The sequence below is a fragment of the Nitrospinota bacterium genome (assembly GCA_027619975.1).
Lineage (GTDB): Bacteria > Nitrospinota > Nitrospinia > Nitrospinales > VA-1 > JADFGI01.
Genome location: JAQCGX010000023.1, coordinates 1 through 22,982, shown reverse-complemented (window position 1 = coordinate 22,982; position 22,982 = coordinate 1). Strand labels below are relative to the sequence as shown.

14 protein-coding genes are annotated in these 22,982 nt (G+C 49.1%); 4 read left to right on the top strand and 10 right to left on the bottom strand.

The window, feature by feature from the left end; translation table 11 throughout:
* Positions 1-14: 14 nt before the first annotated feature.
* From nuoF to O3C58_09155, 9 genes are all read right to left on the bottom strand, one after another.
* Entirely contained in the window at positions 15-1,274 is a 1,260-nt protein-coding gene (gene nuoF, locus O3C58_09195; GenBank protein ID MDA0692030.1) for an NADH-quinone oxidoreductase subunit NuoF, read from the bottom strand.
* A gap of 7 nt (positions 1,275-1,281) precedes the next feature.
* Entirely contained in the window at positions 1,282-1,758 is a 477-nt protein-coding gene (locus O3C58_09190) for an NAD(P)H-dependent oxidoreductase subunit E (GenBank protein MDA0692029.1), read from the bottom strand.
* Positions 1,758-2,957, bottom strand: a complete 1,200-nt coding sequence (nuoD, locus tag O3C58_09185) for an NADH dehydrogenase (quinone) subunit D (GenBank protein ID MDA0692028.1) — start codon at positions 2,955-2,957, stop codon at positions 1,758-1,760. Before nuoD ends, O3C58_09190 begins: the two co-directional genes overlap by 1 nt.
* Before the next feature lie 61 nt (positions 2,958-3,018).
* Positions 3,019-3,549, bottom strand: a complete 531-nt coding sequence (locus O3C58_09180) for an NADH-quinone oxidoreductase subunit C (GenBank protein MDA0692027.1) — start codon at positions 3,547-3,549, stop codon at positions 3,019-3,021.
* Positions 3,546-4,130 carry an NADH-quinone oxidoreductase subunit B gene (locus tag O3C58_09175; protein ID MDA0692026.1) on the bottom strand — a complete coding sequence of 195 codons (585 nt, stop codon included), beginning with the start codon at positions 4,128-4,130 and terminating at the stop codon, positions 3,546-3,548. Before O3C58_09175 ends, O3C58_09180 begins: the two co-directional genes overlap by 4 nt.
* Positions 4,121-4,474, bottom strand: a complete 354-nt coding sequence (locus O3C58_09170) for an NADH-quinone oxidoreductase subunit A (protein ID MDA0692025.1) — start codon at positions 4,472-4,474, stop codon at positions 4,121-4,123. The genes O3C58_09175 and O3C58_09170 overlap by 10 nt, the downstream gene beginning before the upstream one ends.
* Positions 4,475-4,981: 507 nt before the next feature.
* Entirely contained in the window at positions 4,982-6,322 is a 1,341-nt protein-coding gene (locus O3C58_09165; protein MDA0692024.1) for a hypothetical protein, read from the bottom strand.
* Positions 6,323-6,694: 372 nt separating this feature from the next.
* On the bottom strand, positions 6,695-8,998 hold the full coding sequence (locus O3C58_09160; GenBank protein ID MDA0692023.1) for a glutamine amidotransferase: 2,304 nt from the start codon (positions 8,996-8,998) through the stop codon (positions 6,695-6,697).
* The gene (locus tag O3C58_09155; protein ID MDA0692022.1) at positions 8,995-9,759 is read right to left on the bottom strand and encodes a DUF4159 domain-containing protein; all 765 of its coding nucleotides are present in this window, start codon (positions 9,757-9,759) and stop codon (positions 8,995-8,997) included. Before O3C58_09155 ends, O3C58_09160 begins: the two co-directional genes overlap by 4 nt.
* Positions 9,760-9,959: 200 nt before the next feature.
* Here O3C58_09155 and O3C58_09150 point away from each other — a divergent pair, with 200 nt between their 5' ends.
* The 3 genes from O3C58_09150 to O3C58_09140 all read left to right on the top strand — a co-directional run bounded on the left by O3C58_09150 (position 9,960) and on the right by O3C58_09140 (position 12,709).
* Complete coding sequence (locus O3C58_09150; GenBank protein ID MDA0692021.1) at positions 9,960-11,051, top strand: alanine--glyoxylate aminotransferase family protein; 1,092 nt, start codon at positions 9,960-9,962, stop codon at positions 11,049-11,051.
* A 13-nt stretch (positions 11,052-11,064) separates the two neighbouring features.
* Positions 11,065-11,727 (top strand): hypothetical protein, encoded by a 663-nt coding sequence (locus O3C58_09145; protein MDA0692020.1) that lies wholly within the window; start codon positions 11,065-11,067, stop codon positions 11,725-11,727.
* A 61-nt stretch (positions 11,728-11,788) separates the two neighbouring features.
* Positions 11,789-12,709 (top strand): protoglobin domain-containing protein, encoded by a 921-nt coding sequence (locus O3C58_09140; GenBank protein ID MDA0692019.1) that lies wholly within the window; start codon positions 11,789-11,791, stop codon positions 12,707-12,709.
* Between the two features lie 287 nt (positions 12,710-12,996).
* Here O3C58_09140 and O3C58_09135 read toward each other — a convergent pair whose 3' ends face one another.
* The gene (locus tag O3C58_09135) at positions 12,997-21,027 is read right to left on the bottom strand and encodes a tetratricopeptide repeat protein (GenBank protein ID MDA0692018.1); all 8,031 of its coding nucleotides are present in this window, start codon (positions 21,025-21,027) and stop codon (positions 12,997-12,999) included.
* Between the two features lie 258 nt (positions 21,028-21,285).
* Between O3C58_09135 and O3C58_09130 the strand changes: the two genes are divergently transcribed.
* Complete coding sequence (locus O3C58_09130; protein MDA0692017.1) at positions 21,286-22,809, top strand: NADH-quinone oxidoreductase subunit N; 1,524 nt, start codon at positions 21,286-21,288, stop codon at positions 22,807-22,809.
* The last annotated feature ends 173 nt before the right edge of the window (positions 22,810-22,982 follow it).

The following is a 22,982-nucleotide window of genomic DNA, read 5'->3' as shown; positions in this document are numbered from 1 at the left end:
GATTATTTATATCCTCAGACGGCGGACTCAGCCGTCATTTGTCCAATTAGTTCTTCATAGTCGGCGCGGAAATGCTTGATACTGCTGGCCACCGGCCCTACCGCCGCATCTCCCAGCGGACAAAAACATTTAAAACTCATGTTGTCGCAAATATCCACCAGCTTTTCCACCTGCGCCATCTGCCCCTGTCCTATGTGGATCTGGTTCAACAACTGCCACATCCAGCGGGTGCCTTCCCGGCAGGGAGTGCATTTTCCGCACGATTCGTGCTTGTAAAAACTGGCCAGTCTCAAAGTCGCCTCCACCACGTTGACGGTGTGATCCATCACGATCAACGCGCCGGAGCCCAACATACTCCCCGCCGCTTGCAAAGACTCATAATCATAGGGCGTATCTACCAGATCCGCAGGCAACATCGGAACCGAAGAACCACCGGGAATAAAGGCTTTCAACCGATTGTCGTCGCGAATGCCTCCCGCGATATCATAAATAATTTCCCGGACCGTCGTCCCCATGACAATTTCATAATTGCCGGGCTTTTTAACATGGCCCGAAACGCTGACCAGTTTGGTCCCCTTGCTTTTTTCCGTGCCCAGGGCCGCGTACTGCTCCGGGCCCTCGTTCACAATGTTTGGAACAACACAAAGCGTCTCAACGTTATTGATGATCGTGGGTTTGGCATACAGCCCCTGAACGGCTGGAAATGGCGGTTTCATTCGCGGTTCGCCGCGCCCGCCCTCAAGCGAGTTGAGCAACGCCGATTCTTCCCCGCAAATATAAGCCCCGGCCCCAAGATGGGTGTGAATGTCCAGATTAAAACCTGAACCTAATATATTTTTACCGAGATAGCCTTTGGCGTGGGCTTCTTGCAGAGCTTTATCCATAATCTCGCACAGATCGTAAAACTCGCCGCGCATATAAATATAGCCGGTTTCGATCCTGCACGCATAGGAGCAGAGAATCATCCCCTCGATGAGAAGATGCGGATTCTTGAGCAACAGCTCACGGTCCTTGCAGGTTCCGGGCTCACTTTCGTCGGCATTGCAACAAAGGTAACGGGGAAATACATCCTTGGCCAGGAAACTCCATTTCAACCCGGTGGGAAACCCGGCGCCGCCGCGACCGCGAAGCCCGGACGCTTTGACCATTTCTATGATTTCCTCCGGCTCCTTGGCAAAAGCTTTTTTCAGGCTTTTGTAGCCGCCTTCTTTTTCATAAACCGCAAGCGTGTGCAGGTTCTTTTTATTTATATTTTTAAATAGAATCTGTGTCATGAAATTTCTAGTCCAGGGAATCCAGGATCTGATCGATTTTTTGGGTGGTCAGGTTTTCATAAAACGTATCGTTGATTCGCATCATCGGCGCCCCTGAACAGGCCGCGAGGCATTCCTCCCGGTGCAGGGTGAACTTTTCATCCGTCGTGGTCTCTCCCACTTTGATGTTCAGTTTATTCGCAGTGTGTTCCAAAAGAGCATCGCACCCATTCAACTGGCAACTGATATTGATGCAAAACAAAATCATATATCTGCCCACCCGCTCGGTGGAATACATCGTATAAAAGGAACTGACCGATTGCACATACGCCGGAGAAAGATCCAGCCGCCGTCCAATTTCCCGCATCGCATCCGGGCTGACATATCTTTCCTGCCTTTGCACAAGCGTCAACAGCGGCAACAATGCAGAGCGTTTGTGCTCCGGCGGATACTTCTTGAGTATCGCTTCGATTTTTTTTTCATCCTCTTTTGTAAACGCGAACATCAGCGGTCCACCTCCCCCATCACGATATCAATGCTCCCAATGATCGCAACCACATCCGCAATAAAAGAACCACTCATCATTTGACACATTCCCGGAATCGCCATAAACGAAGGAGCGCGGAGCTTCACCCTGTACGGGACATTACTGCCATCGCTGACAATATAAAACCCCACTTCGCCGCGTGGACCTTCCGTTGGCACATACGTCTCGCCTCTGGGAACGCTGACCCCTTCTGACACCAATTTGAAATGGTGAATCAAGGATTCCATGCTGGTGTGCAGGGTGTCTCTTTCAGGAAGCGATACTTTATTATCCTGCACTTTATAAGGACCGTCCGGCAGGTTGTTCAACGCCTGCGCCACGATGCGCCGGCTCTGCCGCAACTCTTCCACCCGCATCAGGTAACGGTCGTACACGTCTCCATTCTTGCCGACGGGAATGTCAAACTCAAAATTTTCGTAGCCACCGTAGGGCCGCTTTTTACGGAAATCAAAATCCACTCCCGAGGCGCGAAGCGCAGGGCCGCTCAAGCTCCAGTTGATGGCTTCTTCCCGTGTCATCACCCCTACCCCTTGAGTCCTATCCAGCCAGATAGGATTGTGGGTGAGCAGTCGTTCGTATTCGTCTATCTTGGCGGGCAGGTAATCGATGAACTTGCGTACCTTGCCCAACCATTCAGGAGTGGCGTCTTTCATCACCCCGCCAATGCGGATGTAACTGGTCATCATACGTACGCCGGAAATTTCCTCGTTGAGATCAAGGATCATCTCCCGCTCCCGCCAGCAATAGAGAAACACAGTCATCGCGCCGATATCGAGCGCATGCGTGGCCAGCCAGACCAGATGACTGCCGATCCTGGCCAGCTCGCACATGATGACGCGCAAATACTGCGCCCGTGGCGGAATTTCACATTGCAAAAGTTTCTCGGTCGTCAGGCAAAAAGCAAGGTTGTTCTGCGGCGGGCTCAGGTAGTCGAGCCTGTCAGTCATGGGGATGACGTGGACGTAACGTTTGTTCTCCGAAGTTTTTTCGATCCCGGTATGGAGATAACCGATTTCAGGTTCGGCGGAAACGACGATTTCGCCATCCATTTCCATGATCACCCGGAACACTCCATGCGTACTGGGATGCGACGGCCCCATATTGAGGGTCATCGTATCCTTATCGCGCTCCAGCAGACCTTGTTCGGTAACGCTCATTTATATATAGAACCTGACAAGAGGTTTAAAAATTCTTAGTTCACTGATGGTCATGCAAATTTTACCGGGTCGGGGGTTTGGATTTTACCAGTTCACTCTTATAATCACGATTGTGAGAAAACGCCACATCTTCCGTCGTCAGCGGATAATCCCTTCTTAAAGGATGCCCCTCCCACTCTTCGGGCATAATGAGGCGCTTCAGATCAGGGTGACCGGGAACATCGAACCCCAACATATCAAAAAGCTCGCGCTCCGGGTAAAGAGCGCCTTTCCATAAGTCCGACACCGTCGGAACCGAAGGGTTTTCTTCCTCCAGGCCAACACGAATACGAACGGAGTGATTATGTGCAAACGAGTGCAATTCGTAGACAGCTTCAAATCGAGGTTCACGATCCTGATCGAGATAATCCACGCCGCGAATATCGGACAGATACTCCATCCGCAGATCGACATCTTCTTTCAGAGCTTGCGCTACTTTATGCAGGTTTTCCTGAGACACAAATATTACAGCGTCACCGAGGTGCACTTCTGCGCTCTGAATATCGCCTCCCAAAGACGATTGAATTTTCTCAATCAACTCCTCGGACGTCATGCCACCCTCTTTTTCGCGTTGCCCGTACCCGCTTCCTGCATTATTTTTTCCTGCAATTTGATGATGCCATAAAGAAGAGCTTCTGGACCGGGGGGACAACCGGGAACATAAACATCTACCGGAACCACGCGATCGACGCCCTGCACAATGGAATAATTATTGAAGATACCACCACAGGAAGCGCACGCCCCCATGGAGATAACCCACTTGGGCTCCGGCATCTGATCGTAAATGGTTTTGAGTATCGGGGCCATTTTCTGTGAAACCCGCCCCGAGACGATCATCAGATCCGCCTGTCGTGGAGAAGCGCGAAACACTTCCGCTCCAAACCGGGCCGCATCCCACCTGGAATTGGCCATGGCCATCATTTCAATGGCGCAACAGGCGAGGCCAAACGTCGCAGGCCAGAGCGCATTTTTCTGAGCCCAACCCACCACCTTGCCGAGCTTGGTGGTTAGAATACTGTCGTAGACCGCTCCCGCATAATCATGATTGAGCGATTCCACCGCCTCTTTGACATTCAACTTTATATTGTTTACTTCGGTCTCAAACGCTTCGACCGCAGAGTCAATCAATCCCATTCCAAACCTCCTCGACCCCAGACATAGACATAGGCCACTCCAAAAATAGTAATAAAAACGACCATTTCGATCAGTCCAAACAGCTTGAGCTGATCGAGAGCCACCGCCCAGGGATACATAAAAACCACCTCGATATCAAAAATGATAAAGAGCATGGCTATGGTTGCAAAACGGACAGGATATCTTCCCTTGGCTTCTTCGCGCGGGATGATACCACACTCATAAGGAATTAATTTTTGGGGGGTTGGGTTCCTGGGTCCGAGAATAGTGGAAAGCGCCAAAAGGGCTCCGACCACAACCAGAGCGACGACCGCAAATACAGAAATGAAAAAATATTCCGTCATTTAATAAAGGTCCTTACAATTCTTATTAGAAGAATCCATTGTATGAACAATTCTCCAATCAGATTTGCTTGCCAGGTTAATCAAAAAATAGACTTAAATGCCGAAATTTAATTCGCAGGACAGTCGTGTGCCAGCAATAACATCGGGTTATGTTAGCACTATCCCATTCGCTGAATGAAACAAAGCGATTGGAGTGGGATTATATCAGCCTTCGACCCCCTGTCAATACGTGATTGGAAAGAAAAAAAACGCTGTAAAATAGAAGGTTGGCCTTCACCTGGCTCCATTTATTTTCAATGACATTGAGGAGTTTGGGAAGAGATCAATTCAGATGTGAGACAATAAATCTACCACACAAATGATACCTAAAAAAACAGTGTTGCAAACAGGCGGGGCTTGGCGACTAAACCCAGAAATATTTAGAAAACAATAGAATGGGAATTTTAGAGGTGAGGTTCGAGGTCTGATGGGTTTATCAGTCGTGACACGACACTCGAGTCACAACACTCACTCCCGGTATTCAATGTGCAGGCGATAGATGAGGCCGGTTCGGTTGTCTTCGGGAGTTTCGGCGTCCGGTTTGGCGAAGGATATAAGCTCGAATGAGATGGTGTTCTCACCATCTTTGACGTATTTTTCAATATCGATGATAAACGGATCTGGATAATCCGACCCGCCATATTCCTGTTTTAACCCGACATCGTTGACGGTGATGTGACAGGCGTCATCGGAACGCAGGAACAACTCGCCACGAATCAACGCCCCCTTCCTTCCGGGAGGAATACTGAATTTCACGCAAAATTTGTTTTGACTGCCGGTTTTCGCTTCTTCCAGAGTCACCGACTCGCGTATCCAGATCCAATGGCTTCCCTTGATTCCCTGCCAACTCGGGTCCATCTGGGCAATGGAAGCCGGACGCCAGCTTCCCGTCTCGACATCGTAAAATTCCGTTTCCCTGCCGCTGGCAAACACCAGGGTTTTGGTTTTGGAAGCCAGGGATTCAGCGGGAGCGAGGTCCACCGGCTTGCTTTTCTCCCACATCAGGTCGTTCATTTCCTTCCAATAATGATACATCCCGTTTCTTTTGTTAACGACCAACATGCTTGGACGGGGTGTGGTGCGCCCCAGGTACGGGCCGATATCGGCAAGGATGATCCCACTGGCGTCGCCGGAATCCACCGAAATAAATGAATGGGACGGAATAGTATCGTAGGTATGAACGATCAACTTGCCGTTTGAGGAGGATGCCCCTGAAACCTCTGCGATTTCATCCGCAACTTTCTGTAAAAGCAGGAGCGATGTTTTGATTTCGTTGAGAAAGGTATTTTTTCCCCCGCCCTGTTGGGTGATGAGACTCACCACGGGAGAATTGGGGTCCATTAGCAAAAGCTTGACGTGGATGCCACTGAGCACTTTTTCCTTGAGAAGTTCCCGGCTGGAGGTGGAAATAGACAGCAGCGACGACCCGCCGATGAAAATTTCCCGCTTTACGTTTTTAAACAGGCCTTCAAAAGAAGTCGCCTGCCCCAGTTCCGAACGATTCTTGTAAATACCTTCAATGCCTAATCGAACCGCATCCGGATTCAAAAGTTCCTGCAGGGCATCCTTGTACTCCTTAAAGGTCAGCTCTCGCAAAAAAACTTCATAGCCGAAGGAGACGATGCCGATCAGAGAGATCAGCAGGGAAAACTCTTTGATGGGATGCAGCCAGATATTATCGGACGCGAGAAAATGATCGGCGGTAATATAAGCCGATCCGCCAAGCAAAAAAATGACCAGTGCAAGAAAAACGATGCGATCCTGCACCCACCGCTTAATATTTGGCCCGCTCTTGGTTTTTTTTTGCATAGTACCCTTCTATCAACAAACGATTAACGCCCAATCAGACTGATTTAAATTAAGGGCACTTCTAAAAATTGACAACGGCACCGAATCGCCAATTCAAAGAAGCGTCTTTTGTTTTAGCAGGACAGGCGACCTACCCTTAAAGGTTATACGGAAGTGCGGAATTTAATTCCGCCTTTCCAGCCTGTCCGCACGGGCTGGAAAGCCCGTGCCACTGATTTAAGTAAATTTTGCACACGATTCTATTTTCTGTAAAAACTAATATTTAGAGATGCTCTTAATTCAATCCGCACCCGTCCAAGCGCTTGATATTACCTGAAATCTTTTTTTATCACAATGAACATTATGGTTTCAGAAGGCTACATTTAATCGGTCTTAACTCAAGCCGGATTTTCTACGGGTCCACCAATCGAGCATGAGAACCCCCACCAGCAGACCGTAGGCCCACCAGTTGTTCCACAATGAAAACGTTTTTCTTTTGGTTTGCACCAGGACCTCCGGGTTTTTAAACTTGTAGTTCGTCAGATCTATAGTTTCGTCCAGCACCACGTATTGACCGCCAGTGATCTCGGCCACATTTTTCAACAAGGCGTCGTTGACCAGGGGCTTGTCGAATTCGGCATTGTCTCCCAAAACACCGAAGCTGATCGCATCGGAGATTTTTTCCCCTTTACGGTCCACTTCGACTTGAACTGAATAAAACCCTGACCGGTCAGGAAGAAATTGAAAACCCCCGTCGCCGTTTTGATCCGATTCCAACAATTGCTTTTCGCGCTCGCCGGTGACTTTAACAACTGTCAGGTTCACCTTTTCTCCAGCCGAGGGTGTGTAGTCTTCCTTAAGAATATTGAATTTGATGAGAACCTCTTCGCCTTCCCGGTATCTTTCCCTGTCCGTTTCCAACCGTAGCAGACGGGTCTCCGGAGCGTGAGTCATCCAGGCAATCACATTATTCCAGAATCTCTGGTAATACCTGCCACTGCCCCCCTCCCCCACACTGCGAAAATTCCAGTTCCAAGACGAATCAGTCGCCAGCACGACGCTTCGGCCTTTCCCTATTTGAGCGGCAACTAAAACAGGATGGGACGGCTTGCCCTCGGCGGTTCTATATTCGGCCAAAACGTTGGCATCGGGTTTCGGTACGAGACCCAGATTCAAACCGCTTAACGGGGGAAGAGATTGCCAGGTTTTTTGGTTGGACTCCGCTTGCTTTTCCAGACGCAGGATGGGGTGGTGCAGCAATGTTTTCCCCAGCACGGGACGAAACTCCTCATTCAAGTACTCCTTCACTCCCCGTTGCATGTTGACCGGCAAAATGTCTTCAATGGGAGTCCGTTCATAACCTCCCCCCTGGAAGGATAGCTCGCCGCCAATCATCAAAAACGCTCCGCCTTTCAACACGTAGTTTTTGAGATTGCTGAGCAAACTTTTGTCGATGAACGACTCAAACCGAAAGTTCTGAAAAATGATCAAATCGAACGAATTGAGATAATCGCTGAACAGCAAGTTGGAAGGAAAAGGAATCAGACTGAGTTCCGAGGTTGGCGCCCCCACATCGTCGCCCAGCGTTCTGAGAATGAAAAAAGACAACAGGTCCACCTTGGGGTTGCTGACCAACACCTCACGCAGATAACGGGAATCCCAGGAAGGCCGGCCATTGAGATGCAGCACACGGGTACGATCGCGGATGACCTTAATCTGAAAATCTTTTTGGTTGTTGGTCGTAATGGATTCCCCCGCAAACAGTGGAACGGACAGGGAATAAACAGGGTTGCCCAGGGTCTTGGGAGTGAACTGCAAGTCCACATTATAGAGAACCTGATCTTCCCGAACCTCCACAATTTTCGATATGAGGATGTCGTTGCCTTCTTTCAGCACCAGCGAAACATTTTTATTGCCCATCGACGATGCGTACAGAGTGACGGCAAGATCGATCGGCTGGTGAACAAATCCGAAATCAGGCGCGTCCAGGCTTTGAATCGCCAGATCTTTAAACGATTCATTAGTACCCGCCTGAAAGGTATGAATTGGACCTTTGAATCCGGCAAGCAATTGCAAAAATTCGCTGGAAGGATCGCCGGTCCCCTGGGCCAGATCGGCGCCATCGGTAAACAGAAAAACCCCCTGCAGAGGTTTCTTTTCATAATGCTTTTTTAAATCCGAAAATACCTTGCTGAAATCGGTGTTCGGCGTCCGGGGTTGGTATCGTTCCGTCAAATTGTCGTCGGCGATGGAATCGATATGATCAGAGACAAAAAAGGTCTCGACGTTGTAATCCTTTTTTAAACTGTCAAAATATTCCCGGTTCGCCAGAATCGTCTTTCGTACCAGGTCGATTCTCGTCTCCTCAGTGGGAAACGTTTTAATGGCCATGCTTTTGCTGTCATCCAGCAAAACCGCAATGGAATTTTCCTGGGAATGGCTTTTTTTTAACACCAGTTGCGGTTTGAGAAGAAGGAGAGCCAGAAGAATAAACGCAAACACTCTCAAACTGAACAGGAAAACTTTTTTCAAGCGAGAGGGGATACGGGCCATGCTGGTCCAGAAAAACCACAATGCCAGTGGAACCGCAACCGCCAGACACGTGAGAATCAGCTCAATATTTTCAGGAGCCCATTGAATGCTCCACTCGTTATATTCCGCCGGGCTGGCACCGAGGAGTTCGATGAGGAAGTTCACTTGGAGGGGTGTCTTCGCAATCTTTCGAGGATGATGGGCAGGTGCACCATGTCCTTTTTATAATCCAGAGTCAGGGAATACATGACGATGTTGACGGCCAGCCGGATGCTGCCCTGCCTTTGCGCGGTTCCACCGGCGATAATGTCATAGCTCCAATGTCCCAGTTTGTCCCTGGCCCAGGCGCCGCCGAGATCATTGGTTGAATAAACCAGAACGGTCCGGCCTTTAACTGAAATTCCTTCAAAAAAGGGATTAACAACGACACGTCCCACCGCCCGGTTGATCAGATAAAACGACCGGTAAATGGAATGGTCCCGGTTTATCTTCTGCAAGGGGATTTTTGGAAATAACCGCGACATCAACTCCCTGACCGATGCATCGAACCCTGAATTCGCTTTGGAGGAGTTGTCATCGATCAGAAGAAACCCACCAAAGCCCAGATAGTGCCTTAGTATCCGCAACTCTTTTTTATTAAAAGGATCAAACGCCGCATTTCCAGCCATATAGATAAAAGGATAGCGGTACAAGTCGGGGTCGGTGAGTTCTATCTCGACCACTTCCCGGTTGACCTCAATGGATGTTCTGCTGGCCAGTTGCGCCATCAGGCTTCTCACCGCTTCCGGTCTCGGTTTATAGTTGCCGCCACGATATTTGATTATGGGAATCGTCAGTTTGGAATCATCCGCCGACGCTTGCGGAACAAAAAATAATCCATCGGCAAATAAAACACAACCCATCATAATGTAAAAAAAAGAACGCATGATTTGAGTGTAAACAGGATTTCCTTTGTTTTCAATGAGTATCCTCAACGGGACTTTTATGAGGATAATACGGCTTCCAGATATTGAAAAAATCTTGTCTCTAACCTAAAAAATTTTGCCTAACTCGCACGCTGTTAGGTTAGACTGCGTTTGAATCAACTCGCTAAAAATAATTTCTAAATCTTCAGAAAATTAATCCCTTGAAACCACCTGTTCTGCTAAACCCCGGCCCGGTCAATGTGACCCCCAGAGTGCGGGACGCCCTACTAAGAGGCGACATGTGTCATCGGGAGGTAGAGTTTGCCGACCTGATGGGTTCGATCCGCCAAAAACTGCTGAAAGCTTTTGACATTGAGAACGAATACAGCGCGGTTCTCATCTCCGGTTCTGGAACCGCCGCTCTGGAGATGGGTGTGTCCTCCTGCCTGAGTCCAGGGAAATCCATTTTGATCATAGAAAATGGCGTATACGGCGAACGCATCTCACAAATAGCCGATATCTACGGATTTCAAAAACATGTAGTTACTTATGGCTGGGGAGAATCGCCCCGCCTGGAAGATATAGAAAATGCTTTAAGGAAACACCCGGACATTGAAGTGGTTGCTATGGTGCATCATGAAACCACGACCGGCCTTTTGAACCCGATTCAATCGGTGAGTCAACTGGCACAAAAATATGAAAAAAAATTCCTCGTCGATTGTATCAGCTCTCTGGCTGGGGATGCGTTGGACTTCAAAACCTGTCTCATAGATTTCGCCATCGGCACGGCTAACAAATGCCTCCAGGGTCTTCCCGGTGTTGCCTTTGTGCTGTTTCGCAAAAATGATCTTTGTCGGCTGAACTATATTCCCGCCCGGTCGCTTTACTTTAATCTGGTGAAACATCATGGGGCCCAGGAAGCCGGAGACACGCTGTTCACTCCGGCGGTACAAATCCATTACGCTTTCGATGAAGCGCTCGACGAATTGCTGGAAGAAACGGTCGCCGGAAGAATTCAGCGTTACAATCAGGCCGCCAATCTGTTTCGTAAAGGCTTTTCCGAAATGGGGCTGGAGTTTCTGATTCCTGAAGCCACCCGGTCCAACGGCCTCACTGCCCTTCGTCTGCCAAATGGCATCACTTATTCCGAATTGCACAGCCAGCTCAAAAACAACGGATTTGTGATCTACGCTGGCCAGGGAAATTTCATGAACCAAATTTTTCGGATTGCTAATATGGGCGACCTTAAAACCGAAGATATCAATACCTGTCTACGCATTTTAAAAGAATGCTGCTCCGCAACAATTAAATAAGGCTTAGGAACTTATGGGAATTTATGAGTTGATGCGGGAATATGCAATTGAAACCAGAGTAAGACAAGACCCTACGATGCTGACGCCGGAGTTGGGATACAGTCTCTCGTTATTTCACACCGGGCTTTTAGAGGCGGGGTTATCTCATGAGGACTCAGATGACAAGCCCTGGGTGACCGCTCCTCCGACGGATCTGGACGGTTCTCATCTCAGTTATTTTGTCGTGGCATTTCTGCCTTTCAGTTCCGTCTCTGAAAATGACGAAATAAACACCATTCTATTTGATGTGTACTCCTTTTTCAGATGGATGGATAAAAGTGGCATTGAGCACGGCTTCTCCAAGTTCAACCTCATGGCATTGATCAAGGATTTGTGTTCCATGCAGGAGCGATGCCTGCAACTCAGTCACCTTCTCGACCACGAATCCGGACGCACCCTGGAAAACCATCCAGCGATTGTTAAGACGATCAACGATATTTTTTCAGTAATTCATATCGAAAACCAAATGGTCACTCTTAAAGGCCGTAAGGAAAACGAAACAATCCATTTGCGGTTGCCTGCGGATATTCTTCCCATGATAAAACTGGACGACTCTCTGGAGCTGGTCCTGGGAGACACCTCAGAGAGCTGGGTGCTTCTGGAAGCGGGACAGGTCTTCCCGGCATTTCCCACGTAATAATTGCCCTGAGAGCCAGACTTTTTTACCGTTTCAGCATTAAAAGAAATCATCCCCTATTATGGACACCGGATTTCAAAAAGATTTTCCCGCTATAAAAGCCAACTATCGTTTCACCAAAGAGGATGAAGCTTTGCTGTTGCAAATGAAACCGCAACTGGAATCATCCGCCGATGAATTCCTGGAAGGGTTTTACGAATTTGTCTGGAGTTTTGGAAAAACAGCGGATTTTTTAAAAGATGAAGCGGTTCTCACCCGGCACCGCAGTAAAATCCGCCAATGGTATCTGGATCTTTTCGGCGGCGCTTATGGCATCTCCTATTTCCTGAAGCTTTATAAAATAGGAGAAATCCATGTCAAACTCGGTCTTCCCACCCATTATGTCAATGCGGCGTTCAATTACGTTCGGGTTTTTACCCTGGGTCGCGTCAACCAACAATTTAGTAATGAGGCGGATTTAACCGACAGATTCAAGGCCATTGAGAGGATTCTCGATATCAATCTGGATGTGCTGACCAGTTCTTATCGAGAGGAGGAGATGAGCCGCTATTTATCCCTCTCCAGCATTGAAAAGACGTTATTGGGATTCCTGAAAAAAACCAGTTCCTATTTTAATTATCTGCTGGCAGTCGCGTTGGTGATGGTGGCATTTTTTGCCATCGGCTTGTTCGGATACGATGTCTATCTGCTGTTTTCCGGAAAGTCGGCTATAGAAACAGGAATTTTAACCGTTCTCGGCAGTCTCTTGATCCTGTGGGCGGCCATCGAGTTGATCCATGAAGAGATGAATCACCTGCGTGGCGGCAAATTTGCTCTGGAGGCCTTCATCGTCCTCGCTATCGCGGCTCTCATCCGCAAAATTCTCATTTTCTCACTTTCTACTACAAAAACGATGGATGTCTTGCTGTATGGAGTGTTGGTGCTCTGTCTGGCGCTGGCCTACTGGCTGATTGTGCATCGATTCACCCCCGCGAAACGATAACCAGCCGGGGGCTGGACCCAATATTTACGCGCGATGGGTTTATGGCTAACTAAACCCTACTTCGTGCCGAATAAAAGACCTTTGATAAATGATCGTCATTGCGAGCATGGCGAAGCAATCCAGAAAACCTGGATCGCCGCGCCGCCTATAGCGGCTCGCGATGACGAGATTAACGATTTGCAGATAGCACTGGTAGTTGGACGGTCAACTCTACCAAAAGAACCTGGCAATAAAGATGGACTCCTTATTCACCAATTTAACGACAGGCTCCAAACAGGTGCACACCCCTAACGGTAATCCCCGGTCAAATTGAAACCCGCCCAATAAGAAGGATGCGGATACAGCCGCTTCACCAGGAGCTGGGCTTTACGTAGACTTTCCGCTTTCGTTTCCTGTGCATAGTTGCGGTAAAAATGTTTGATGAGAATCGCGGTTGAAATATCGCTGACCCGCCACAACGACGACAAAATGGAGTGCGTTCCGGCATAGATAAATGCCCGGTTCAGACCCACCAGTTCATCTCCGCCGGTGATCTGGCCCAACCCCGTCTGGCAAGCGCTCAGGGTGACGATATCCGCTTTGATATTGAGGGAAAACACCTCATTGACCTCAAAGTTTCCATCCGCCGCCGTGTCCTTGGTCAACTTCAGCGATGAAAACAGAGGGTTGATCGGGTCGAACTCGCCGTGGGAAGCGATATGAATGATCTGATAATCCCCGATGTGTTCGTTGAGCCAGCTTTCGGTAGCTTTTTCTCGTGTCAGAACATCTATCTCAGGGAAATCCCATTTGATGGCGTTGGCTTCCATCTCTGCCAGAGGCAGGTCGTAATTGAGGTCACCTAAATCGGGATTCCCCAGAGCAAGGACTTTCACCGATCGCCCCTTGGCGATTTTCCTGTTAAAGGTGTATTGAAGTACCGAGGCGCTGGGTGAGAAAAACAGGGGATGTTTTTCCATCAAATAACTTTCCCCATCCCTTAAAGAAGAAAAGGAAATGTAATGCAGATGACTGTGAGGAATGATGCCTAATACCCGTTTTTCGGCAATCAAGGGGTCAATGGGCCGGATCAACCAGTTATAAAGTTGCGCGGTCTGGTCATCCAAAGGCGCTAACTGTTGCATGCGTTTGCGGTAATCCGCAATCAGCGCTCCCAGGTCCGCCTCTTTCACGGGAGTGCGCACCACCTCAATCCCACTCTGGCGGATGACCCAGGCGACCAGCTCGTTTTCAGTCACCAGGTATTCGACAAGGGCTACCTGCGGTTCCAGCAGTTTCTCCAGTTCCTTGAGAGTGATGGCCTCCACAGTGACGAAATTGGAAATTTCAGGGCTTTCTTCTTTGGCCTGAATCAACAGATCCTGATAACGACTGCGAGCTTTCACCAGATTCGCCGCAATCTCCTTGATGACTCCTTCATCCGGCCCCGACCGGGCAACGCCAAGCGCGTCTTCAATGGAACGGATCTTTTGTTTTTGATCGGTCAATTGATCGTATAGTTTCTGGCTGACATCGTTTTTCAGACTGATTCTCTGATTGCCCAAGAGGTCGATAAAACTTCTGGATTTAGCCCGCTCGGCGTAGTTAAAGGATTCCTCCACTTGTCCCAGATCCAGCAGGACGAGAATCAATTCTTTGTAAACATCCTGTTTATCGGTCAGAAAACCGTTTTGAAATTCTTCGACCTTGATCGCGGCGCGCATGCTATCGACTACCGCCACCGCCTGTTTATAGGGGTCCACGGCTTCCGCCAGTTTTCCGGCTTTTGCCAGGCAGGCTCCCTGCCCTCTCAAGGCCCGCCAGTGCACTTCGGGGATATTCAATTTCGCCGCAAGCTGGCCGGTCTCCTGAAAAACCGGAATGGCCTTTTCACATTCATTTTTTTCCAATGCCAGATGACCGGACTCGAGCATGGATTTCACCAGGTTGATCTGGTTGCCGATCTCGCGGCTCAGCTCCATCGCTTTGGCAATATGAGTTTCCGCCACATCCAATTGTTTCATGCGCATAAAACTCATTCCCAGGTTGCGGTGGGTGTACCCCTGTCCCCATTTGGATTTAAGCTGGATGTCTTTTGCCAGAGCCTTGTTGAAAAACTCGATAGACTTTTCGTATTTTTTGTCTTTGCGGTAAACCAGACCGATGTTGTTGTTGGCGGAAGCGACATCCAGAGGGGACTGAATTGCCTCAGCCAGTTCCAGACTGTGATTCAGATTTTCCAAAGCGCGTTCAGAATCGTTCAAGGTCCAGTAGATCAAGCCGAGAGTGTTGTAGATAAAAGTCTGCTGGCGTTTGTCCGCAATTGCTTCGGCAGTCTCCAGTGATTCTTTCTGGAAACGAAAGGCTTTCTGATAATTTCCCTGGAACCAGTGAGAATTCGCCTGATACAGCAGGGCCTTGGAAAGCCCCGCTTGCAGATCTTCGGCGGCGGCCAGAGACTGGGCCTGTTGATAAAAATCCAGGGCCGGGGTGAAGTCCCCCTGTTTTTCAGAGACCAATCCCAACTCCAGCAGAGTTTCCACCTTCTGCTCGTTATGTCCCAATTCCTCGAAAAGCTGATAAGCCTGCTGAAAGTATTTTTTTGCCTGCGCGTATTGGTTCAGCCGCAGATAATAAATTCTGCCGATACGCCTGAGTTCCCGCCCGCGGTTCAGGTCTTCGCCAATTTCTTCGTTCAGTTTCAGGGAAGAAGTAAATGCTTCCAGCGCTTTGTCGAAATCGAGGGCATTTTCTTCAACGATTCCAAGCGTGCTGTAATTCTCAGCCAGACGGTCCAGAATTTCGTTTTTCTCATAAATGGCCAGCGCCTCACGCAAATGGCCAACAGCTACGGGATAGTTTTCCGCTCGGGAATATAAAATTCCGAGAAAATAAAGCGCCTCCGCCCGTTCTTCAGGATCTTCTTTTTTGCGGGCGCGTGCCACCAGGTCTTCCTGGTAGCCGATGGCCTTCGGGTAATCTTCCAGGTTATAAGCGGCCTGAGCCAGGGTTTTGATGATTCTTTCAACCAGACTCTTGTCCGGCAGAAAATCCACCAGGGCGAGAGCCTTTTCCAAATGATCGATGGTTCCCAGCCAATTCTTATCCGTAAACGCCTGGGCGCCGTCTTTGGCGTTGGCCATAAAATGAGTCTGGGCGAACTCCTGTTTCTCCGCGTCCTCCATCCCTGCAAATCCGTAAAACCGATAGCCCGCCCATGCCAAGGACTCCGGGTGACGCTTGCTTATTTCCATTTGCGCCTGCCGTAACGACTCGGCCGGTTTTTCCTGACGAAAAGTTTTATAAAAAGCTCCCATCATTTCCGCGTGAATGGCGGGATCAAACGCCCCACTGCGCAAAAGAATCCCTGGATACCCCTTGCTCGTCAGGGCTTGAATCAGAGGTGCGGTGGGGGACAATCGCAGCTCTGGATGAAACTCCGGTTCGACATTATTCAAGGCGATCAGGTTTGCTTCCGAAGGTTGCATGAAAAGGTCGCGAAGCTGGACTCGCTGAAACTGATTTTGCCGTCCACCGATGCTAATAAACGAGTCCGAGGGATCAAGCCGGCCCAGGTGGGTTCGGCTGTCGATATTCACCACGCCATAATGCGGCCACACACTGCGAAAGTGATCAAGATCGGTTTGGTCTCCTGTGAGGTTGACGGCAGAAGCGAAACCGGCGGCCACCTTATCGAACCCGGAAGCGTCCACACCAAGAATGCGTGAATTGTAAAGATTTTTTTGCGATTCGGAAAAATGGTGTTGCGCTAAGGAAGAAATAAACGTCACCGGAAGCGTTTCGATCAAAGTCTTCCCGCCCGCAGGCAGGGCCGCCCAGGGAAGAAACTCCAATGCGCCATCGGCGAGGAGTGTCAATGACTGGCTCTTTTGGATAGAGTCCTGAACAGGGACTATCAGGTGCTTGGCAATCAACTTCAGATCAGAGGCTGTCGGCTCAGCGCCTTCTCTTCCCAGACGCATGATGCGCTCGGACAGTTCTGCATTTATGGCAATTTGGCGAACCTGAACAGATTCCGAATCCATTTCCCAAATCAGCAGGCGGTCAAAAACCCTCTGATATATTAACAGAGTCTCTCCGGCACGAAGCTGACCCTGAGTTTCTTCAAGCGAAGGAACGTACGGGGAAAACAATGCGCCAAAAGCAGGATTTTCTTCCTGCAAAGCGCCCAGAACTTCCCGGTATTCTTCCACAATTTCTTCGGTTCCCTGCTTCGCCTCATCTCCCTTGCCCTCCATTTCAAGGGAGGCCGACGCCAGGTATCGGCTTGCATAGCCGCTGAGTTCATCGTAATAATTGCGCCGGTCTTCGTCGATCAGATCCAGCCCAGGTCGGAGGGCCACCAACAACTGCTGGCGTCCCTTTTCTGAAAAAACCAACGCCTCGGAAAATTTTTCCTCGTCGTACAATAATCGGGTGAGCGCGAGATACAGATCTTCCACCATCGCCAGGGTAGAAAAATCCCTGGACACAACGCCGTAGGGAAGCGCCGCTAAAAGCCGCTCCGCTTCCAAAAGAACAGGCAGACGCTGGGAAGGCTCCGCAACCAAAGACTCGATATATTTGTATTGCCACCTAAGATGAGGCGGTTGAACTTTTTCGGGTTCCTTTTTCTCTGTGTCTTTCTCTTTTCCCACCAGGCCAACCGTTAACGCCAGGTTTTGCTGGAGGACGGTTTCCAGTTCGGGAAACGATTTTTTACTCTTAGAAAGCAGGGCAATCCCTTCTTCAAAATGACTCCGGGATCGCTTTATATAATCGTAGTCCTGCCGTAATCCCAATGTCGAAGCCGCGACAAGCGCCTTCAACGATTTCAGTGATGGGTTCGGGGCTTTTTCGTCCTCAGTTCTCGTCGGGAAATAAAACCCCAGGTAATGGTTAAATATTCCCAGATAATTCCTGGCGAGCAGGATATATTCCGGACTGGAAAACGTTTCCATCGGCCCTATCTCTTTGGATGATTCTTCCAGGAGCTTAATAACGGCTTCGATTTCCTTTTTCAGAGGCGCTAACGGTTGATACTGACACTTGGTAAAAACCACTCGACCGATATTCGCGGCGTTGACAGCTATCCCGTACTTATTGTTCAATTTTCGGCTGAGTTGATAGGACTGCCTGAAATAATCGAGACTGGCATCATACTGGCCCTCGTGAAAAAGAAAGTTTCCGATCTGGTTTTGCAGCAGGGCTTTTTCTAAACTAATGGGGATATTTTTCTCAACATCCAGGTCCGCAGGGATCAAGGCCAGTTTCTTTTTAAAATATTCGATCGCCTTCCCATACTCCTTAAAATCGCTGTAGATCTTACCTATGTAATGAAAAATAAGTTTTTGTTCGCCCACCAGATCAAACCCGGTGGCCGCCCCTGAAACGTCCTCGCCCACGCCGGTTTCAACCTTCAGGTTGATCAGCCCGTCTTTCTCTTTTTTTTTCGCGCGTTGTACCACCCCGTACTTTTCGAGGCTTTCAATAGCCTGAAAATAATCGTTGAGCGCCTGGCTCATGGATTGAGTATCCGGTTTGGCCTTCTCCTGATTGAGCATGAAGATATTATTGGCGATGTTCCGGAGAGAGCGGGAAAGCGACACCTGGTTGCCCGCCTGCTGATTGAGCTTCAGAGTTTTGGAGAAATATTCCACCGCCTTGGCATGATCTCCCTTGTCCTGATAGACCAGAGCGATCCGGTCGTTGAGCTCCGCCATTCGGTTCAGATCATTTGTTTCAGAAACGATCTTAAGGGCTTCTTTATATTGCACCAGGGATTCGTCATGGAATCCCGATTTGAAAGCGCTCTCACCGAATCTCTGATGAAAAATGCTTTCACGCTCGGAATTAAAAAATTTAACGCCGCTCGATTTTCTTTTGTTGTAATAATGGTAGGCGGAAAAATGGTTGCTCAACAGAAAGTGCCCATTGCCAAGGTTCAAAGCCAAGTCAGCTTCGTTATCGGGATCGACGGTTTCATCGTTCAAGGCCAGGGCCATCTGGTATTCGGACACCGCCCGCTCTAGATAATCTTCCCCTTTAGCCAGGCGCTCTTTTTGTTCATAAATCCAGCCCAGGGTTTGGTGAAAGAACACCTGCTGGGAATCAATCGCCAGCGCCTGGGAGACTGACTTTTCCGCTTGCGCAAGATCCGTCAGAGAAAGGTAGGTGTAGGCCAACCCCAGAGCATAATGATCCACCGCGGAATCTTTGCGACTCTTCAACCGGTCCTTATAAAACCGGATCGCAGGATCAATTTTTTTCAATGCCGCAGCCGCCTGAAGATACCCTCTATGGGCTTCCACGGAGTCGGGGCTGAAATCAATCAGCTTGAGGAAGGTTTTCAAGGCCAGCTTGACCTCCCCAACTCGCAATTCCCAAGTTCCCTTTTCCACCATTTTGCGAATCCATCCCGCCTTTGCTTTTTGCCGGTGGTCCTCAAGCAAATCGGAACTGGCGGAAATTTCATCATAGAGCGTCAGACTTTTGTCAAAATTTTCCTCTTCAGAATAAATGTTTGCCAACGCTACCCTGGCATTGAACACCTGAGAATTCGCTTGAGCAAACTGGTCGATGGTTTTTTTGTAGGCTTCCTTGGCCAACAGGTTTTCATTGGCTTTATAAAAAAGTTCCCCAATCCGGTTCTGAATGGCGCCGGCCAAACGAGGAAGGTCTTTATATTTGCTGGTGAGGGCTTGCAGACTGGAAACTTTCTTTTCCAGGGTGGGCTGTTTTTCGTAGATTTTTAAAATTTCATCGATTGCCTTATCGGTCCAGAAATCCACATCATCATAATCCTGCACCACTTGCACGTAGGTCTGCACCAGACGGTCCTGATCTCCCACCAGGGAATAGATTTTATTCTGGGAAAACGCCGCTCCGGCAGAAAGATACCGCTGGCCTGGATATTGATTGATGACCTTTTTGTAAAACTCCAAAGCCCGGCTCTGATGGTCCAACTGGAAATGAAGGTTTCCCGTTTCGAAAAACGCACGCGCCCCGACAGCCGTCGAATCGGGATAACGGTGGGCGATTTTCTCCAGAAACCCCAACCCGACATTGACATTTTCCCTATAAACAGTCTGGCCTTCATCACGCGAACGGTTCATCTTCAGCAATAAAAGGTCGATCTCCGCCAGTCCTCGATATTCTTTTTCATCGGGATGCTTTTTGATGATCTCTTCAAACATGCGGTGGGCGGTGTCCAGATGCCCCCTTTTTTTGAATCCCAATGCCAGGCGGTAACGGGTGCGGGCGAGGCTTTCTTCGTCATCAAACTCATAAATAAGATTGGTATAACCTGCCAGGCAGAGATAGGAGTATCCCTCCGGCCCAGAGCACAGGTCATCCACAACCTGAAGAGAATTGCCGTAACCGGAAGCTGTGGGCAACAATCCTTCCGCGGGGATTTCCCATATATCGATACTGTTTTGCTGGTTGGAGGTAAAGATCAACTTCCCGGCAACGCTGCTTGCTGGAAATAAATCGTAAGACCGGCTGTCTGTGAGCTGACGCAATTTTCCCGGCTTTCCGGCAACCCATTCGACCTTCCAGATGCTGGGGTTGTCGTCGATCGTCAATTCGCCGTCAAAATTAGTATCTTCCTGATAGCGGGTGAAATAGATGTGGTTTCCATTTTTTGACCAGGAGGGAGTGACTTCGATGGCAGAACCGGAAGTCATCTGCACACGAGCTCCGGTTTTTAGATCCTGTACCCACAGATCACGGGTTCCATCACTGGAAACAAAGGCCAGGTAGCTCCCATCGAAAGAAATCGCGGGGTTCACTGCGTTTTCGATCACCAGAGATTTCGATTTCGTTTTCAGCTCGATCTTGAAGATTCCGCGCTCCCTGGATTCGGGCTGGGTCGATGTGAAATAAAGGAATTTTTCATCAGGCGACCATTCCGGGTCTTCTTCTGGCAAGTCCGCCAGCGTCAACCGGGTCGCTTCCGGTTTCCCCTTTTCCAGGTCCAGGAGATAAATATCTCCCTTGGGGTCGGACCGATGGGAAACAAATGCCAACCGCTTGCCGCTGAGGCTCAATTTTGGAGAATTGTCTTCAGCGCTGTGATACGTCAACTGCTCATCCAGGGGCTGTACCCCAGGACCTCGATGCTTCAACCACAAGTCGAGATTTCCGGAACGGTTGGAAACAAATATCATTCGCCTGCCGTCCGCCGACAGGGTGGGAGCAAAATCCTCGCCCGGATGTGTCGTGACCTGGACGGGAATGTTAAATTGGGAAGCGCCAAAGACAGGAGCGGTTGTTGCGAAAAAAAATATCGGCAACGCGATGGTCGGTAATAGGAAAGTTAATCTAAGAAGCAACATGGAGGCATCCCTGAAGTTGGGTTGGGATATCAATTATAATCTAAAAAAAGAGGCTGCATAAGCGTTTCCGAATTCCGATTTTTCCTCTTCAAAATTGCTCACTCTTACACAAATGAGCATACGAAATTTTTCCTTATAAAGAAACATTTCCTTGAAAAAGATGAGGAAATGCTATAAAAAATGCATTACACGTCATGCATGTACGTACTATATTCAAGCCATCTCTCAAGAATGCCTCTTGGCGACAAATTCTAAATTATGAGTCTCATTAATTTTTCAGACATGAATTGGTTCGCCCTGGCTCCGGAACTGACGGTTCTGATCACCGCTTTGTTTGTGTTGATGGCGGGCCTCAACAAAAATCTCAATTCAAACCCTTATCTTTCACAGACCGCGCTCTCTGGAGTGGTGATCGCGCTGTTTTTCTCCGTTTACCTTTGGGGGCTGGCGCCGACGGCTTCCAGCGGCGAAGACCCTGAAATGTTCAGCCATGCCCTGCTGAACGACCGGTTTTCCCAGACGTTCAACATCATTTTTCTACTAATGTCCCTGTTTGCCATTTTCGGCTCGGTGCGCTACCCGCAACCCGATCACGAAAATAAGGCTGAATATTTCTCTTTGATTCTATTCGCCGTGATGGGAATGATGTTTCTGGCAAAATCAGGAAACCTGATCACTGCATTTATTTCTCTGGAAATATTTTCCGTAGCGCTTTATATCCTGTGTGGATTTTCGGCCAAACATGGAACCGGACGGGAAACGCCCTCGGCGAAACTCGAGCTTTCCTGGGAAACCCTGTCTTCTCAGGAATCCGCGGTCAAATACCTGCTGACCGGAGCCTTCGCATCTGCCATCCTCGTGTACGGCATGGCCTTGATGTACGCGGGAACGGGAACCACAGAGATTCGGCTGATCGGACAATTGATCAAGGAAAACCCTTACAGTTCCAATTTGCTGGTTTATATCGGCATGGCGCTGATGTTTTGCGGGCTGGCATTCAAGGTGTCGCTGGTGCCTTTCCATTCGTGGACACCGGACGTTTACCAGGGCGCCCCGACTCCCATCACCGGATTCATGTCTGTTGCCACTAAAGCGGCGGCTATGGCCCTCATCGCCCGGATTTTTTATATCGCCCTGCCGCAATTGGAGGAAGTCTGGATGCCATTCCTGTTCGGCGCATCCGTGCTGACCATGCTGGTCGGCAATATCGCCGCTATCTTTCAGAACAACGTCAAACGCATGCTGGCTTATTCCGGCGTCGCGCATGCCGGGTATCTCATGATCGGCATCGTGGCCAACAGTGAGCAGGGCATGGCCAGCATCATTTTTTATCTGGCCATCTATCTGTTCATGAATATCGGCGCTTTTGCAGTCGTGTTCATCATGGAAGGCGAAGGGCAGGAAGGCAACTCGATTCACCGCTTTAAAGGTCTGGCCAAGCGCAGTCCTCTGCTGGCGGCGGCGATGAGCCTGTTCATGGTTTCCCTGGCGGGTTTCCCCCCAACTGCTGGATTTTTCGGTAAGTTCTACGTTTTTATCGCCGCGATCAAATCCGGATACACCCTGATAACGATCCTGGCAGTCATCGCCAGCGTGATCTCAGTGTATTTCTATCTGCGCGTGATCGTGATGATGTATTTTCACGAAGAAGACGAGGAAGTCCCCTTCACCATCAACAAGGGGATGGGCGCTCTCGTGATGGTGAGCACTGCGGCCATTCTGTTTTTCGGAATTTTCCCCTCCGCACTGATGCAACTGGCAATAGATTCCATTCCGTTTTAAACAGTCTTTAGGATATCTCTAAAAATTGACTAAATGCTCCTAATCGTCAACTTAAGGAGATGGCTTTGTTTTAGTGGAACAGGCTTTCCAGCCTGTTCGCACGGGCTAGAAAGCCCGTGCCACCAATATAAGAAATCCTTGTACAGTGTTCGATTTCCTGGAATAAACTAATT